This window comes from Streptomyces boninensis (genome assembly GCF_048572725.1).
Lineage (GTDB): Bacteria > Actinomycetota > Actinomycetes > Streptomycetales > Streptomycetaceae > Streptomyces > Streptomyces boninensis.
In genome coordinates this window covers 3,083,649-3,098,965 of sequence record NZ_CP183837.1, presented here as the reverse complement: position 1 = coordinate 3,098,965, position 15,317 = coordinate 3,083,649, and the positions used below count along the sequence as shown (strand labels likewise).

The following is a 15,317-nucleotide window of genomic DNA, read 5'->3' as shown; positions in this document are numbered from 1 at the left end:
GGTCCTTGCTGCCCGTACGTACCCTCAGCTCATCTCGCGGGACAGCCGCCACATCGCGTCGGCGACCCGCTCCACGTCCTCCTTCTGGTGGAACAGGTGCGTGGAGACTCGTACCACCTGGTGGTTCTTGGACGAGCCGATCACCGGGAAGTCGCTGGTGCGGATCACGATGCCGTGCTCGTCCTTGAGCCGGGCGACGAACTTCGTCGCCTTGTCCGCGTCGTAGATATCGTCCCGGTCGCGGAAGGGTGCGAACGAGGTGAGCGCGCACACCAGCCGGGGGTCGTCCTTCGGCGAGTACAGGGACTTCACGCCCCACCGCTCGGCGATGAGCTCCTTGAGATAGCCGGAGAGCCCGAGGACATGCTTCTCGATCCGCTGCCGGCCGATGCGGTCCCAGATCTCGCAGACATTGCCGACGCCGGCCATGATCGCCAGGCTGCCGTTGCCGACGGACTGCAGGTCTGCGGCGATGTCGTAGCTCTCCTTGGGTCCGTCGGAGCGCGGCGGCCGGCCGCCCTCGGCCGGATAGCCGCTCGACACCACGGGCCAGAACTCCGGCAGCGGGTTCGGGTTGTGGCGCGACAGCACCTTGTTGCGGATGTAGAGGACGCCGGTGCCGCCGGGCCCGCACTGCCACTTCGCGGCCGAGCCGGCGAGGAAGTCCACGCCCAGCTCATGGAAGTTGTACGCCATCATCCCGGGTATGTGCGCACCGTCCACGAGCGTGGTCAGCCCGTGCTCCTGCGCGAGCCTGGCCAGCATCTTGATCGGCAGCATGGTGCCCGTCTTGTACGTGGGCGCGGAGAACAGCAGCACCTTGGTGCGCGAGGTGATGGCCTTCCGGAACAACTCCACGTAGTCCTCGGCCCGCTGGTCATTGCCGACGGGAAGCGCCACCCGCTTGATCACCACGCCGTGGCGGTCGTGGGCCAGCGCCATCGGCACGTTGCCGCCGGAGTGCTCGTGGTTGGTGGTGAGGATCTCGTCGCCGTCCTTCAGCGCGAGACCGGCGATGACCTTCGACATGCCGTCGGTGGTGTTGTGCGAGATGACGAGCTCGTCCGGGTCACAGCCGTAGCCGCGGGCCGCCACCGCGCGTACGTCCGCAAAGTTGCTGTACGCGGAGATCGCCCCGACGGCCACCTCGCGGTGCACCCGGTCCACGGTCTGCAGCACCTCGCGCGGCGGCGACCCGACGGTGCCGACATTCATGAAGAGCACGTCCTTGTCGAGGACGAACAGGCGCCGCACGGCGTCCCAGTAGCCCTTCGACGAGGGCGGCGGCAGCGCGGCCGAGCGGGCGGCCGACGCGGTGCCGGCCGCGGTGGGCGTTGCGGCGCGGGCGGAGGGGACGGCCAGCGTCCCCAGTCCCACGCTCGCGGCGCCGCCCCCGATGAGACCGGCGAAGGCGCGGCGGGAAACCCCGGTCGCCGGGCCGGTGTTGAGCCTCGGTATCGCCATGTCAGATCCCTTCATCGTACGGCGATTGCTGATATTTCGACCTTGGCGTCCCGCGGCACCCTGGCCGCCTCGACCGTGGCTCGCGCGGGCGGCGCCCCCGCGCCGAAGAACTCGGCATAGGCCGCGTTGAAGCGGTCGAAGTCATCGAGATCGGCGAGATAGACGGTGGTCGAGACGACGCTCCGCAGCGACATCCCGTCCGCCCTGAGCACGGCCCGGACATTGCGCAGCACCTGCCGGGTCTGCTCCTCGACGGTGGCGCCCGCCGGGATGGACCCGGTCTTCGGGTCGATGGGGAGCTGCCCCGAGATGAAGGTCAGGTTCCCGGCGGAGATCCCCTGCGAGTACGGCCCGATGGCGGCGGGCGCGTCGGGGGTGGAGATCACCCGGTGCCGGTGCTGCCGGTCCCCGTGATCGGCACTGGCCGAGGCCCCACCAACCCCCACCACCAGCAAGCCGGCCGCAGCCACGGCCCCCAGGACCCGCCCCCGGCCCCGGGTCCGAAGTGAATTCGAGCTCTGCATTCGTTGCCCTCCCGCACACATCAGCACATGGACGCGCCCGCCCTTTCGGGGCGCTGTGTGCTGTTTGGTTGCGGAAGGGCGGCCGGGGGTTTACCGGTTCCCGCGGTTTACGGGCGGGTGGCGGTGCCGATGATGTGTGCGGTCTTGGGGGCGAGCGGGGAGAAGGAGAATCCGAAGCGATCGAGGCGCTCGGTCCTGAAGCCGGCCGCGGCGATGGCCTTCCCCGTATCCCTGTTGACGTTGCAGCCGCCGGCGGCGCGGCGCCACAGCGGGTTGATCGCGTCCTCCAGCCATCCGCCGAGGCGGTTCCGGGCGCGCACGTGCTCGTAGAAGCGCAGCTCTCCGCCCGGGCGCAGCACACGGGCGATCTCGGCCAAGGCCGCGGGCGGGTCGCCGACGGTGCACAGCACCAGCGAGACGACCACGGCGTCGAACTCGCCGTCGCGGCCGGGCAGTCGGGCGGCCTGGCCGGCCAGGACCGTCACCGGCACGGCCGCGTCCGCGGCGGCGCGCTCGGCGGCCTCCCGCAGCGTGGCGTCGGGCTCGACGGCGACCAACTCCGTCACGGCGTCCGGATAGTGGCGGAAGCTGCGGCCCTGCCCCGCCCCGACCTCCAGCACCCGCCCGGCGAGCCCGTCGACGAGCCGGCGCCGGTGCTCGGCCGCGCCGCGCTGGTCGGCGACCTTGGCCATCCTCAGGTACTGGCGGGCGAAGCGCGGATTCTGCAGCGGCTCCAGATCACTCATGTGCCCTCCTTCGCTCGTTACGGCGGACGCGGGCGGGGCGCTTCAGGTTGCGGTGTTACGCGGTTACGCGCAGCAGTCGCAACCGGAGCGGCAGGCGTCGGCGTGCTGCGCCGGGTTTCCGCTCGCGTGGATCGCGCCTGCGGGGGCAGCGCAGCAGCCGTCGCCCTGCCATGCCGCGCGGCCTTCCTTCACGGCGATGGCGGCGATGGCCAGGGCGGCGATCGGATCAGCCAGGGACCAGCCGAAGAGGGAGTTGGCGAGCAGGCCGAGCAGCAGCACCGCGGAGAGATAGGTGCACAGCAGCGTCTGCTTGGAGTCCGCGACAGCCGAGGCGGAGCCGAGTTCGCGGCCGGCGCGGCGCTGGGCGGCGGACAGGAACGGCATGATCGCGAGGGAGAGGGCGGCGAGCACGATGCCCGGCGTGGAGTGCTCCGCTTCGGCGGCGCCGGTCAGCGCGCGCACGGATTCGAAGGTCACGTACGCGGCGAGGACGAAGAAGGACCCGGCAATGATCCGCAGGGTGCGCTGCTCGCGGGCCGCGCGCACCGCCTCGTCCTTGGCGGCGAACTGCCAGGCGACCGCGGCCGCGGAGGAGACCTCGATGACCGAATCCAGGCCGAAGCCGATGAGCGCGGTCGAGGATGCCACCGTCCCGGCAGTGATCGCGACGACCGCCTCGACGACGTTATAGGCGATGGTCGCGGCGACCAGCAGCCGTATCCGCCGGGCCAGCACGGCCTTGCGGTGCGGGGCGGGCCCGAGCGAGATCGCGGTCATCGTCAGCAGCAGCCCTTCTCGCCGGCGTCCGGGCAGCTGCGGTCCTCCGCCACGGCCAGGACGGCGTTGCGCAGGTCGTCGATGGCGTGCCCGAGGCGCGAGTCGGCGAGCTCGTACCGCACCCGGCGCCCGACCGGGGTGGCGACGACCAGGCCGCAATCGCGCAGGCAGGCAAGGTGGTTGGACAGCCGGGTACGGGAGATGCCGAGGGACTCGGCGAGATCGGCGGGGTAGGCGGGGCCCTCGCGCAGGGCCAGCAGCAGGCGGCAGCGGATCGGGTCGGCGAGCGCACGGCCGAAGCGGGAGAGCGCGTCGATGTCGGTGGCGAGAGTCAGCACACCCCTGACGATACAAGTCTTTCTGAATTCAGCAAATCATGAACCATCACGTCCGTCACGCTCTCGCGGGACCGCCCGCTCTCATTCGTGATCATGGGTCTGCGTAGCCGTCCACGAAGTAATCAAGGTCCGGGTTCGGTGGCCCGCAGCCCAAGATCTGATCGATGGCGGGCCAGGCATCGCGAGGCACCGGATAGCTGTGTACGTACCAGGGGTCGTCGAGAGCGGGTGGAACGCACTCGCGGATTGCGGCCAGTTGCTCTTTCGAGACCTGGTACTCGACGTGGAGTCGCTCGTCTTCCTTGCCGAACCCCGAGAGGACCCACTTCATGGCCGGAGGCTACCGCGCGGCCGGCGCGGGACCCTGAGAACGATCAAGGCCAGGCAGAGGAAATAGCCTCTGACCTGGCCTTGTGCCGTATCCGAGCGGGCGACGGGAATCGAACCCGCGTAGCCAGTTTGGAAGACTGGGGCTCTACCATTGAGCTACGCCCGCGGGTGCCGCCGATTGGTGTGCGGCACGGTGGGCATCGTAGCGGGTCGGGTGGGGCTTGCGCACACTCGTTGCCGTAGGTGATCGCCTGGGGTGGGCGTGCGGTGCGACCTGCGGGGTATTCGGGCGCTGCGGGGTGCTCCAGGCGTGTACCCTGCTGCTCGCACCAGCGGGGTGTGGCGCAGCTTGGTAGCGCGTCCGCTTTGGGAGCGGAAGGTCGTCGGTTCGAATCCGGCCACCCCGACCAGCAGTCCACCGGTCGCCGACGGTAGTCGGCCGGTGGCATGAGGTTCCTCACGATGATCCCGTTTCGGGAGCGCTTCAGCCTGCCGGTACTATGCAAGCTGCGCTCCCGTGTGTGCCCGCGCGGCACAGTGGCCATCGGCCCGGGCGGGGCGCTCCCCAAGCAGATCCCCCAAGATGTCAGCCCCAAGGAGACCGTACCGTGAAGAGCGCCGTGGAGAACCTGAACCCGACCCGGGTTCGGCTCACTGTCGAGGTGCCCTTCGAGGAGCTCAAGCCCAGCCTCGACGCGGCGTACAAGAAGATCAACCAGCAGGTCACGGTGCCGGGCTTCCGGAAGGGCAAGATCCCGGCGCGCGTCATCGACCAGCGGTTCGGTCGCGGCGCCGTGCTCGAGGAGGCCGTCAATGACGCGCTTCCGAAGTTCTACACCGAGGCTGTCAACGAGGGTGACCTCAACCCCCTCGGCCAGCCCGAGGTCGACATCACCGACCTCAAGGACAACGAGACCCTGACCTTCACCGCCGAGGTGGACATCCGCCCGGCGATCGAGATCCCGGACTACTCCGGCATCGAGGTCGAGGTCGACGCGGTCGAGGTCAGCGACGAGGACGTCGAGAAGGCCGTGGAGCAGCTGCGTGAGCGGTTTGCTTCTACGAGCCCCGTCGAGCGGGCCGCGGCCGAGGGTGACGTCGTCACCGTCGACCTCGAGGCCAAGGTCGATGGCGAGGTCCTCGAGGACGGCGTCGCCAGCGGCGTCTCGTACACCATCGGCTCCGGCGAGCTGCTCGACGGCATCGACGAGGCCGTCACCGGCCTGGAGGCCGGCGGCGAGGCCACCTTCACCTCCGAACTCAAGGGCGGCACCGCCGCGGGCAAGGAGGCCGAGGTGACCGTCAAGGTCACCCAGGTCGCCGCCCGTGAGCTGCCCGAGCTGGACGACGACTTCGCCCAGCTGGCCAGCGAGTTCGACACCCTCGAGGAGCTGCAGGCGGACAGCCGCAAGCGCCTTGAGCAGACCAAGAAGTACGACCAGGCGACGCAGGCTCAGGAGAAGGTCCTCGACGAGCTCATCGGGCTCATCGAGATCCCCGTCCCGGAGAAGCTCCTCGCGGACGAGATCCAGACCCGCAAGCACAACCTCGAGCACCACCAGCTCGGGCAGATGGGTCTCGACCTCGCCGGCTACCTGAAGATGCAGGAGAAGTCGGAGGAGGAGTTCGAGAAGGAGACCGAGGAGCAGGCGACCAAGGGCATCAAGACCCAGTTCGTCCTCGACGAGCTCGTCAACAAGGAGCAGGTGAACGTCGGCCAGGAGGAGCTCACCGAGCACCTCATGCGCCGTGCGGCCGGCTCCGGTATGTCGCCGGACCAGTTCGCCCAGGCTGTCGTCGAGGGCGGCCAGGTGCCGATGCTCGTCGGCGAGGTCGCGCGCGGCAAGGCCCTCGCCATCGTGGTCGAGGCCGCGACGGTCAAGGACACGAACGGTGAGGTCGTCGAGCTCGACGATGAGGATGAGACCGCGGAGACCGTGTCCGCGGAGTCCGCGGACGCGGGCGAGGTGACCGAGGCCGCCGACGAGAAGGCCGAGGCCACCGAGGCCAAGGCCGACGAGAAGGCCGAGGCCTGAGCCCTCCTGTACGTCCCTGGCGGGCCCCTGTCGCGCAGCTGCGTGGCGGGGGCCCGTCGGCGTCGTCCCTGGGGGCTCCGCCCCCAGACCCCCGTATCGCGCCTGGCGGCGCTCGTCCTCAAACGCCGGACTGGCTTGTAGTGGGCCTGCGCTCACAGCGAACAGTTCCGGAACCGGGATGGCACCTATCGACCAGCGCGTTAGGGTCCATAGCAAGTTAAAGAGAACCAGTAGGCGGCCCAGGGCCGCCGGACTACGCGAGCAGGTGGACACGTGACGAACCCGATGCTTTCCGCCCCGGGCGAGATGGCCGGCGGCCTCGGCGACCAGGTCTACAACAGGCTGCTCAACGAGCGGATCATTTTCCTCGGGCAGCCGGTCGACGACGACATCGCCAACAAGATCACGGCGCAGCTGCTCCTCCTTGCCGCCGACCCCGACAAGGACATCAACCTTTACATCAACAGCCCGGGCGGCTCGGTGACCGCCGGCATGGCGATCTACGACACGATGCAGTTCATCAAGAACGACGTCGTCACCATCGCGATGGGCCTCGCCGCGTCCATGGGGCAGTTCCTGCTCAGCGCCGGCACCCCGGGGAAGCGGTACGCGCTGCCGAACGCCGAGATCCTGATCCACCAGCCGTCGGCCGGCCTCGCCGGCTCCGCGTCGGACATCAAGATCCACGCCGAGCAGCTGATCCGTACGAAGAAGCGCCTGGGCGAGCTCTCCGCGCAGCACACCGGCCAGACCCTTGAGCAGTGGACCCACGACGCGGACCGCGACCGCTGGTTCAACGCCGAGGAAGCCCGGGACTACGGCCTCCTCGACCAGGTCATCGGCTCCGCCGCGGACATTCCGGGCGGTGGCGGCACCGGGGCGTAAGCGCCCGCGAGCCTTCTCCCGACGCCCCAGACCACCCCATCGCAGGACGGAACACCACGATGCAGAACTTCCCCGGCAGCGGCCTCTACGACCGCATGCAGGCCGAGCAGGCCGAGCGAGCCGACCGCGCCGCCCAGGGCGCCGGCGGCCTCGGCGCCGAGTCCCGTTACGTCATCCCGCGCTTCGTCGAGCGCACCTCGCAGGGCGTGCGCGAGTACGACCCGTACGCGAAGCTCTTCGAGGAGCGGGTGATCTTCCTCGGCGTGCAGATCGACGACGCCTCCGCCAACGACGTCATGGCGCAGCTGCTGTGCCTGGAGTCGATGGACCCGGACCGGGACATCTCCGTTTACATCAACTCGCCCGGCGGCTCGTTCACGGCGCTGACGGCCATCTACGACACCATGCAGTTCGTCAAGCCGGACATTCAGACCGTGTGCATGGGGCAGGCCGCCTCCGCCGCGGCCGTGCTGCTCGCCGCCGGCACCGCCGGCAAGCGGATGGCGCTGCCGAACGCCCGCATCCTCATCCACCAGCCGTACAGCGAGACCGGCCGCGGCCAGGTCTCCGACCTGGAGATCGCCGCGCAGGAGATCCTCCGGATGCGGACCCAGCTGGAGGAGATGCTGGCCAAGCACTCCAGCACCCCGATCGAGAAGATCCGGGACGACATCGAGCGTGACAAGATCCTCACCGCTGAGGACGCGCTCCAGTACGGCCTGGTCGACCAGATCGTCTCCACCCGCAAGATGTCCACGTCGATGGGCGGCTGAACCAGCTGATACGGCTGGCCGCAGCGGCGTATCGTCGAACCCCGGCCCCCCTGTGACGACCACTACCAAGTGAGTTGAGCGCAAGGGGGGCCGTTCGGGGGGTCCGGCAAGGTACCGTCGATAGGCAACCAGGTTCCGCCCGGCAAGCAAGCGCGGATCCCATGGCGAAGGGGAAGCACCTCGTGGCACGCATCGGTGACGGCGGCGACCTGCTCAAATGCTCATTCTGCGGAAAGAGCCAGAAGCAGGTGAAGAAGCTCATCGCAGGTCCCGGCGTGTACATCTGCGATGAATGCATCGACCTCTGCAACGAAATCATCGAGGAGGAGCTCGCCGAGACCTCCGAAGTGCGCTGGGACGAGCTGCCCAAGCCGCGCGAGATCTACGAGTTCCTGGAGAGCTATGTAGTGGGGCAGGAGGCCGCCAAGAAGGCGCTCTCCGTCGCCGTCTACAACCACTACAAGCGCGTCCAGGCCGGCGAGAACGGCACGATGAAGGGCGAGGACGGCATCGAGCTGGCCAAGTCCAACATTCTGCTGCTGGGCCCCACGGGCTCCGGCAAGACGCTGCTGGCCCAGACCCTCGCCCGGATGCTCAATGTCCCCTTCGCGATCGCCGACGCCACGGCGCTGACCGAAGCGGGCTATGTCGGCGAGGACGTCGAGAACATCCTGCTGAAGCTGATCCAGGCCGCTGACTATGACGTCAAGAAGGCCGAGACCGGCATCATCTACATCGACGAGATCGACAAGGTCGCCCGTAAGAGCGAAAACCCGTCGATCACGCGTGACGTCTCCGGCGAGGGCGTGCAGCAGGCGCTGCTGAAGATCCTTGAGGGGACCACCGCGTCCGTACCGCCGCAGGGCGGGCGGAAGCATCCGCACCAGGAGTTCATCCAGATCGACACCACGAACGTGCTCTTCATCGTGGGCGGCGCCTTCGCCGGCCTCGAGAAGATCATCGAGTCGCGGGCCGGCGCCAAGGGCATCGGCTTCGGCGCCACCATCCGCTCGAAGCGGGAGCTGGACGCCAGCGACCAGTTCCAGGAGGTCATGCCCGAGGACCTGGTGAAGTTCGGGATGATCCCGGAGTTCATCGGCCGGCTCCCCGTGATCACCTCCGTGCACAACCTCGACCGCGAGGCGCTCCTGCAGATCCTCATGGAGCCGAAGAACGCGCTGGTCAAGCAGTACCAGCGGCTCTTCGAACTCGACGGCGTCGAGCTGGACTTCGACACCCCCGCGCTGGAGGCCATCGCCGACCAGGCGATCCTGCGCGGCACCGGCGCGCGCGGGCTGCGCGCCATCATCGAAGAGGTGCTGATGTCGGCGATGTACGAGGTGCCGTCCCGCAAGGACGTCGCCCGCGTCGTCATCACCGAGGACGTCGTGCACTCGAATGTGAACCCGACGCTGGTCCCGCGCTCGCGCAGCGCCGAGTCCGGGCAGCGGCACGAGAAGAGCGCGTGAGCTCAAGACGTACGAAAAGGGGCCGCCCTCCGGAGGGCGGCCCCTTTTCCGTGTCCGTACGAACCCTTACTTGATCTCGACCCGCGTGTCCTGCCGCACCTGCGCCGTCGTCGACGACGCCTCCTCCAGGCTCGGGCCCTGCCCGGTCAGCACCGCCGTCGGGTCCGCGATCTGCACCAGCGCCATCGTGGAGCTGTCCGCCCACAGGCAGTTCGGGACGGTCGCGCTCTTGCCCTTCAGCTCGCCGCTGAGGATGGTGACCTTGATGTCCTGGCACTTCATCTTGGCGCCCTGGTCGAGGCCGGAGGGGTTCATCTCCTCGGGGCTGCCGACCAGCTCGGTCTTGGTGTTCCCGGACGCGTCGGAGTCCTTCGCCATGCCCTCGGCCATCTTCTCGAAGGCCTTGTCCAGGAGCGCCTCGGGGTCCTTGAAGGTGCCGTAGGCGCCGGCGAAGTTCAGGTTCTTCGCGCTCTCGCCCGTGCCCGACTTGTAGCCGGCGGAGACGTCGTCCGTGATGGTCGCCCCGAGCTGCTCCAGCTCGGCCTTCTCGGACTCGCTGAAGCCGGTGGTCGGGGTGTTGGACGGGTCCTTCTTGTACTGCCCGGCCACCGTCTCCGGGGTGGTGAGCTTGTACTTCTTCGCCGGGACCTTGGGCTTCTCCTTGCCCCCGTCCTTGCCCGCGATCTTGTCGTCCTTCTTGCCGTCGTCGTCATCGCCGCCGAGCAGCAGGTAACCGCCGCCGGCTATCACCGCGATGGCGGCGACGACGGCCACGATGATGCCGATCGTCTTGCCGTTGCCGCCGCCGCCCTGGCCGGGGGCCTGCGGCGGGGGCGGGGGCTGGCCGTAGGGGGTCTGCTGCTGGCCGTACTGCTGGTCGTAGCCGGGCTGCTGCTGGCCGTACGGGCCCGGGGCCTGCGGGGCTTGCGGCGCCTGCTGGCCGTAGCCCTGCTGGCCGCCCTGCTGCGGGTAGCCGTAGCCGGGCTGGCCCTGCGGCTGGCCGTACGGGTTCTGGTCCGGCTGCTGCTGGGGCTGGCCGTAGGGACCGGGCTGTCCATACGGACCTGGCTGACCGCCGCCGTACGGGCCAGGTTGCTGTGGCGGCTGGTTGTAGCTCATGTTGCGGTCCCCTCCGTGTGTGACTACTGGCGCACATACTGTCGAACCTCAGCTCTCTATGCGCGCCCGCCGCCGGTATTCGTCCGCTTCGCCCCACAATTCCTTACGGAATCTCCTCGACTGTTTGCGCGGCCCAAGGCATGCGCCACACCCCCGTAGACTGCATGGCGTGACCGACGCGACGAATCCCCAGAGCAGCGCAGCAGAACTTCCCACGCAGTACACCCCGGCGGACGTAGAGGCTCCGCTGTACGAGCGCTGGGTAGATCGCGGTTACTTCAAGGCGGACGCGAAGAGCGACAAAGAGCCGTACACCATCGTCATCCCGCCGCCCAACGTCACCGGCAGCCTGCACCTCGGCCACGCCTTCGAGCACACCCTGATCGACGCCCTCACCCGGCGCAAGCGGATGCAGGGCTACGAGACGCTGTGGCAGCCGGGCATGGACCACGCCGGCATCGCCACGCAGAACGTCGTCGAGCGCGAGCTCGCCAAGGAAGGCAAGTCGCGGCACGACCTCGGCCGCGAGGCGTTCATCGAGCGCGTCTGGCAGTGGAAGAACGAGTCCGGCGGCAAGATCTCCGGCCAGATGCGCCGCCTCGGCGACGGCGTCGACTGGGACCGCGAGCGCTTCACGATGGACGAGGGCTGCTCCGACGCCGTCCAGACGATCTTCAAGCGGCTGTACGACGACGAGTTGATCTATCGCGCCGAGCGCATCATCAACTGGTGCCCGCGCTGCCTGACCGCCATCTCGGACATCGAGGTGGAGTACCAGGAGGACGACGGCGAGCTCGTCTCCATCCGCTACGGCGAGGGCGACGCCTCGATCGTCGTCGCCACCACCCGCGCCGAAACGATGCTCGGCGACACCGCCGTGGCCGTGCATCCCGAGGACGAGCGCTATGCCCACCTCGTCGGCACCGAGATCGAGCTGCCGCTCACCGGCCGCCGCATCCCGATCGTCGCCGACGAGCACGTCGACCCCGAGTTCGGCTCCGGCGCGGTCAAGGTGACCCCGGCGCACGACCCGAACGACTTCGAGATCGGCCGCCGCCACAACCTGGAAAACCTCAACGTCCTCGACGAGCACGGCGTGATCACCGCGCACGGCCCGTTCCTCGGCCAGGACCGCTTCGAGGCCCGTAGCGCCATCGTCGCCGCGCTGCGCGCCGAGGGCCGCATCGTCGCCGAGAAGCGCCCGTACGTGCACTCCGTCGGCCACTGCTCGCGCTGCAAGACCACCGTCGAGCCGCGCCTGTCGATGCAGTGGTGGGTCAAGGTCGGCCCGCTCGCGAAGGCCGCGGGCGACGCGGTCCGCGACGGCCGGGTCAAGGTGCACCCGAAGGAGATGGAGTCCCGCTACTTCGGCTGGATCGACAACCTCAACGACTGGTGCATCTCCCGCCAGCTGTGGTGGGGCCACCGCATCCCGGTCTGGCACGGCCCGAACGGCGAGATCGTCTGCGTGGGGCCCGACGAGCAGCCCCCGACCGGCGACGGCTGGACGCAGGACACGGACGTCCTCGACACCTGGTTCTCGTCCGGCCTGTGGCCCTTCTCAACACTCGGCTGGCCCGAGCAGACCGAGAGCCTCGAAAAGTTCTATCCGAACTCCGTCCTGGTCACCGGCTACGACATCCTCTTCTTCTGGGTCGCCCGGATGATGATGTTCGGCCTGTACGCGATGGACGGCACCCCGCCGTTCCACACGATCGCGCTGCACGGCATGGTGCGCGACCAGTTCGGCAAGAAGATGTCGAAGTCCTTCGGCAATGCCGTGGACCCCCTCGACTGGATGGACAAGTACGGCTCCGACGCCGTCCGCTTCACCCTCGCCCGCGGCGCCAACCCCGGCGTGGACGTGCCGATCGGCGAGGACTGGGTGCAGGGCTCCCGTAACTTCGCCAACAAGGTCTGGAACGCCACCCGCTTCGCGCTGATGAACGGCGCGACGGTGGCGGGCCCGCTGCCCGCCGCGGAGTCGCTTTCGGCCACGGACCGCTGGATCCTGTCGCGCCTCAACGCCGTCGTCGCCGAGGTCGACGCGCATTACGAGGACTACCAGTTCGCGAAGCTCTCCGACGCCCTCTTCCACTTCGCGTGGGACGAGGTCTTCGACTGGTACGTGGAGCTGTCCAAGACCACCTTCGCCGAGGGCGGCCCGGCGGCCGACGCCTCGCGCCGCGTCCTGGGCGAGGTCCTGGACGTGACGCTGCGGCTGCTGCACCCGGTCGTCCCCTTCGTGACCGAGACGCTGTGGACGACGCTGACCGGCGGCGAGTCGGTCGTCGTCGCCGACTGGCCGTCCGACTCGGGCTTCCGCGACGCGGCCGCCGAGGCGGAGATCGCCAAGCTCCAGCAGGTCATCACGGAGGTCCGCCGCTTCCGCTCGGACCAGGGCCTGCAGCCGGGCCAGCGAGTCCCCGCCCGGATCGAGCTGTCCGGTACGGGCCTGGAGGCCCACGAGGCCGCCGCGCGGCAGCTGCTCCGGCTGCAGCCCGAGGGCGACGCCTTCAGCGCGACGGCGTCGCTGCCGGTGGCCGGCGCGAAGGTCTCCCTCGACCTCTCCGGCGCCATCGACTTCGCCGCGGAGCGCAAGCGCCTGACGAAGGACCTGGCGGCCGCCGAGAAGGAGAAGAAGCAGGCGGAGGCCAAGCTCGGCAACGAGGCCTTCCTGGCAAAGGCGCCCGACCAGGTGGTCGACAAGATCCGCACCCGCCTCACCACCGCCGAGGCGGACATCGCCCGCATCCAGGCGCAGCTGGAGTCGCTGCCGCAGGCGTAAACCCGCGGCCGCCCGCCCAAGGAGGGGTCGGGGTGGAGCGACGCCGCCGAAAAAACCCCCTTGGTCCTGCCAAGGTGCCCACAGAGGTTTTTTCGGTGGTGTCGTGGAACCCCGGCCCCGGCCCCGCTACTCCGCCGGCAGCGTGAACGCCACCAGCAAAAACTCCCCCAGCAGCATCAGCGTGCACGCAAGAAATGCCTTCCGCCGCGCTATCCCCTGCACCCGGTGCACATGATCCGTGCACTGCCACGCCAGCCACCCCCAGCACAGCGCCCGCGGCACCTCCAGCCACGCGGAGCCGACGGGCGCGACGTACGCGATGGCGCACACCGGCAGCGCGGAAAGCGGCGCCACGGTCCAGGGCACCGCGAGCGTGGCCCGAGCCGACCCCGTCCCGCCGAAGGCGACCCGTGCCGTCCAGGCCGCCGTCAGCCCCATCGCGATCCGCGCCAGCAGCAGCGCGACCACCATGCCGGCGAACCACACGGCTCCCTCGCCCACCGGCGTGCGCCCCTCGCTGATCATCCGGGCCTGGCCCGTATGCGCTGCGGCAAGGGCCACTTGAGCCCCGAGCGCCCCCAGCATGATCAACCCGCGCCGCAACCGCCCGGCCCGCGCCAACCACGGCCCCACGTCCAGCCGCCGCAGCCCCCGGCCGATCGCCCGCGGCACTGGCCCGGGACGCAACCCGCCCCCGGCCGTCCGGCGGGCGGACGACGCAGGGGCGGAACTCATGCGCTCACCCTACGGTGTCGGACAGACGCACGATCAAGGAATACGGGAGTCCGGAACCCCGCCACCCACCGGACCGGCCGACCGCCAGGTCACCCCGCCAGCACCAGCCTCCGCGAAGTCCCCGTATCCATCACGGACTTCAGCCGCTCGAAGTCCTCCACGCACTGCCCCGTCCCCTGCACCACACAATTCAGCGGATCATCCGCCACCGTCACCGGAATCCCCAACTCCTGCCGCAGCCGCTGATCGAGCCCCCGCAGCAGCGCCCCGCCACCCGTCAGCACCATCCCGCGGTCGACGATGTCCCCCGCCAGCTCCGGCGGACAGTCGTCGAGGGTGTCCCGTACCGCCGAGATGATCGCCTCGACCGGTTCGGCCAGCGCATGCCGGATCTGCTCCTCCGACAGCTCCAGCGTCCGGGGCAGCCCGGTCGCCAGCTCCCGCCCGCGGACCACGCACTTGTCCGGGGCCCGCAGCCCCGCCGTCTCCTCGGGGTCTCCGGCCGCCGCCGCGCGCAGCTCCGGGTCCTTGCCCATCTGGTCGATCAGCGCGCCGAGCCCGGCGGGGGAGAGGACTCCGGGCGACGCGGACCCGATGGACATCTTCAGCTCCTCGGCGGAGCGTTCGCCGAGCGCCAGGCCCATCTCCTTGTGGACGTACGTGGAGATGGCGGTGTCCATCGCGTCGCCCGCGACCCGTACCGAACGGGACGAGACGATGCCGCCCAGCGAGATCACCGCGACCTCCGTCGTGCCTCCGCCCACGTCCACGACCATGCACCCGGTCGGCTCCGCCACCGGCAGCCCCGCGCCGATCGCCGCCGCGAGCGGCTCCTCGATGAGGTGCACCTGCTGCGCGCCCGCGCGGTCCGCCGCCTCTATGACAGCACGCCGCTCAACGCCCGTAATGCCGGAGGGAATGCAGATGACGACCCGCGGGCCGCGTCGGAAGAGGCGGCTGCCGCTGACCTTCTTGATGAAGTGCCGCAGCATCCGCTCGGCGATCTCGAAGTCCGCGATCACGCCGTCGCGCAGCGGCCGTACGGCGACGATGCCGGAGGGGGTGCGGCCGATGGTCTTCTTGGCCTCGGCGCCGACGACGAGGACCTCGCCGGCGGAGCTGACGGCGGCGACGGACGGCTCGTTGAGGACGACGCCCTTGCCCTGGGCGTAGACCAGGGTGTTCGCGGTCCCGAGGTCTATGCCGAGGTCCCGCCCGCGATACGACTGCTGCTTGGTCATCGTGCTCCCACCCTCTGCCGGTCCGAGTGACCGATTATGGCAAATGGGGCACGGAGGATTTAAAGCGGCCTCGCACGCTCATTACGTCATGT

14 protein-coding genes and 2 tRNA genes are annotated in these 15,317 nt (G+C 69.4%); 6 read left to right on the top strand and 10 right to left on the bottom strand.

Annotated elements, in window-relative coordinates:
- Positions 1 to 24: 24 nt before the first annotated feature.
- The 7 genes from ACNNMR_RS14005 to ACNNMR_RS13975 form a co-directional block, all read right to left on the bottom strand.
- The gene (locus tag ACNNMR_RS14005; RefSeq protein ID WP_419994924.1) at positions 25 to 1,464 is read right to left on the bottom strand and encodes an aminotransferase class V-fold PLP-dependent enzyme; all 1,440 of its coding nucleotides are present in this window, start codon (positions 1,462 to 1,464) and stop codon (positions 25 to 27) included.
- An 11-nt stretch (positions 1,465 to 1,475) separates the two neighbouring features.
- The gene (locus tag ACNNMR_RS14000; RefSeq protein ID WP_419994923.1) at positions 1,476 to 1,850 is read right to left on the bottom strand and encodes a Rid family detoxifying hydrolase; all 375 of its coding nucleotides are present in this window, start codon (positions 1,848 to 1,850) and stop codon (positions 1,476 to 1,478) included.
- A gap of 245 nt (positions 1,851 to 2,095) precedes the next feature.
- The gene (locus ACNNMR_RS13995) at positions 2,096 to 2,734 is read right to left on the bottom strand and encodes a class I SAM-dependent methyltransferase (protein ID WP_419994922.1); all 639 of its coding nucleotides are present in this window, start codon (positions 2,732 to 2,734) and stop codon (positions 2,096 to 2,098) included.
- A gap of 63 nt (positions 2,735 to 2,797) precedes the next feature.
- Entirely contained in the window at positions 2,798 to 3,511 is a 714-nt protein-coding gene (locus tag ACNNMR_RS13990; RefSeq protein ID WP_419994921.1) for a cation transporter, read from the bottom strand.
- Between the two features lie 2 nt (positions 3,512 to 3,513).
- Positions 3,514 to 3,849: an ArsR/SmtB family transcription factor gene (locus tag ACNNMR_RS13985; RefSeq protein ID WP_419994920.1), complete on the bottom strand. Its 336-nt coding sequence runs from the start codon at positions 3,847 to 3,849 to the stop codon at positions 3,514 to 3,516.
- Positions 3,850 to 3,940: 91 nt separating this feature from the next.
- Positions 3,941 to 4,180, bottom strand: coding sequence for a DUF7683 domain-containing protein (locus tag ACNNMR_RS13980; protein ID WP_419994919.1), 240 nt, complete (start codon positions 4,178 to 4,180; stop codon positions 3,941 to 3,943).
- Positions 4,181 to 4,274: 94 nt separating this feature from the next.
- Positions 4,275 to 4,345: transfer RNA gene (locus ACNNMR_RS13975), tRNA-Gly, on the bottom strand.
- A gap of 167 nt (positions 4,346 to 4,512) precedes the next feature.
- Between ACNNMR_RS13975 and ACNNMR_RS13970 the strand changes: the two genes are divergently transcribed.
- From ACNNMR_RS13970 to clpX, 5 genes are all read left to right on the top strand, one after another.
- Positions 4,513 to 4,589 (top strand) — tRNA-Pro (locus ACNNMR_RS13970).
- A 198-nt stretch (positions 4,590 to 4,787) separates the two neighbouring features.
- Positions 4,788 to 6,215 carry a trigger factor gene (tig, locus tag ACNNMR_RS13965; RefSeq protein ID WP_419994918.1) on the top strand — a complete coding sequence of 476 codons (1,428 nt, stop codon included), beginning with the start codon at positions 4,788 to 4,790 and terminating at the stop codon, positions 6,213 to 6,215.
- A gap of 273 nt (positions 6,216 to 6,488) precedes the next feature.
- A complete protein-coding gene (locus ACNNMR_RS13960; RefSeq protein WP_419994917.1) occupies positions 6,489 to 7,100 on the top strand; it encodes an ATP-dependent Clp protease proteolytic subunit in 612 nt (203 codons plus the stop codon).
- Positions 7,101 to 7,159: 59 nt separating this feature from the next.
- A complete protein-coding gene (locus ACNNMR_RS13955; RefSeq protein ID WP_419994916.1) occupies positions 7,160 to 7,873 on the top strand; it encodes an ATP-dependent Clp protease proteolytic subunit in 714 nt (237 codons plus the stop codon).
- Between the two features lie 182 nt (positions 7,874 to 8,055).
- Positions 8,056 to 9,342, top strand: coding sequence for an ATP-dependent Clp protease ATP-binding subunit ClpX (gene clpX / locus ACNNMR_RS13950; protein ID WP_419994915.1), 1,287 nt, complete (start codon positions 8,056 to 8,058; stop codon positions 9,340 to 9,342).
- A gap of 66 nt (positions 9,343 to 9,408) precedes the next feature.
- Here the strand turns inward: clpX and ACNNMR_RS13945 are convergent, their stop codons facing one another.
- Positions 9,409 to 10,461 carry a hypothetical protein gene (locus tag ACNNMR_RS13945; protein WP_419994914.1) on the bottom strand — a complete coding sequence of 351 codons (1,053 nt, stop codon included), beginning with the start codon at positions 10,459 to 10,461 and terminating at the stop codon, positions 9,409 to 9,411.
- A gap of 169 nt (positions 10,462 to 10,630) precedes the next feature.
- On the opposite strand from ACNNMR_RS13945, the gene ACNNMR_RS13940 reads away from it, so the two are divergent.
- On the top strand, positions 10,631 to 13,249 hold the full coding sequence (locus ACNNMR_RS13940; protein WP_419994913.1) for a valine--tRNA ligase: 2,619 nt from the start codon (positions 10,631 to 10,633) through the stop codon (positions 13,247 to 13,249).
- 126 nt (positions 13,250 to 13,375) lie between these two features.
- On the opposite strand, the gene ACNNMR_RS13935 is transcribed toward ACNNMR_RS13940, so the two are convergent.
- A complete protein-coding gene (locus ACNNMR_RS13935) occupies positions 13,376 to 13,984 on the bottom strand; it encodes a hypothetical protein (protein ID WP_419994912.1) in 609 nt (202 codons plus the stop codon).
- An 89-nt stretch (positions 13,985 to 14,073) separates the two neighbouring features.
- The gene (locus ACNNMR_RS13930) at positions 14,074 to 15,225 is read right to left on the bottom strand and encodes a rod shape-determining protein (protein WP_419994911.1); all 1,152 of its coding nucleotides are present in this window, start codon (positions 15,223 to 15,225) and stop codon (positions 14,074 to 14,076) included.
- Positions 15,226 to 15,317: the final 92 nt, after the last annotated feature.

Excerpts from the sequence above, each read along its gene's own strand:
- ACNNMR_RS13935 (WP_419994912.1), bottom strand. The coding sequence starts at position 13,984 with ATGAGTTCCGCCCCTGCGTCGTCCGCCCGCCGGACGGCCGGGGGCGGG.
- ACNNMR_RS13990 (WP_419994921.1), bottom strand. The coding sequence starts at position 3,511 with ATGACCGCGATCTCGCTCGGGCCCGCCCCGCACCGCAAGGCCGTGCTG.
- ACNNMR_RS14005 (WP_419994924.1), bottom strand. The coding sequence starts at position 1,464 with ATGGCGATACCGAGGCTCAACACCGGCCCGGCGACCGGGGTTTCCCGC.
- ACNNMR_RS13980 (WP_419994919.1), bottom strand. The coding sequence starts at position 4,180 with ATGAAGTGGGTCCTCTCGGGGTTCGGCAAGGAAGACGAGCGACTCCAC.
- ACNNMR_RS13955 (WP_419994916.1), top strand. The coding sequence starts at position 7,160 with ATGCAGAACTTCCCCGGCAGCGGCCTCTACGACCGCATGCAGGCCGAG.
- ACNNMR_RS13945 (WP_419994914.1), bottom strand. The coding sequence starts at position 10,461 with ATGAGCTACAACCAGCCGCCACAGCAACCTGGCCCGTACGGCGGCGGT.
- ACNNMR_RS13995 (WP_419994922.1), bottom strand. The coding sequence starts at position 2,734 with ATGAGTGATCTGGAGCCGCTGCAGAATCCGCGCTTCGCCCGCCAGTAC.
- ACNNMR_RS13930 (WP_419994911.1), bottom strand. The coding sequence starts at position 15,225 with ATGACCAAGCAGCAGTCGTATCGCGGGCGGGACCTCGGCATAGACCTC.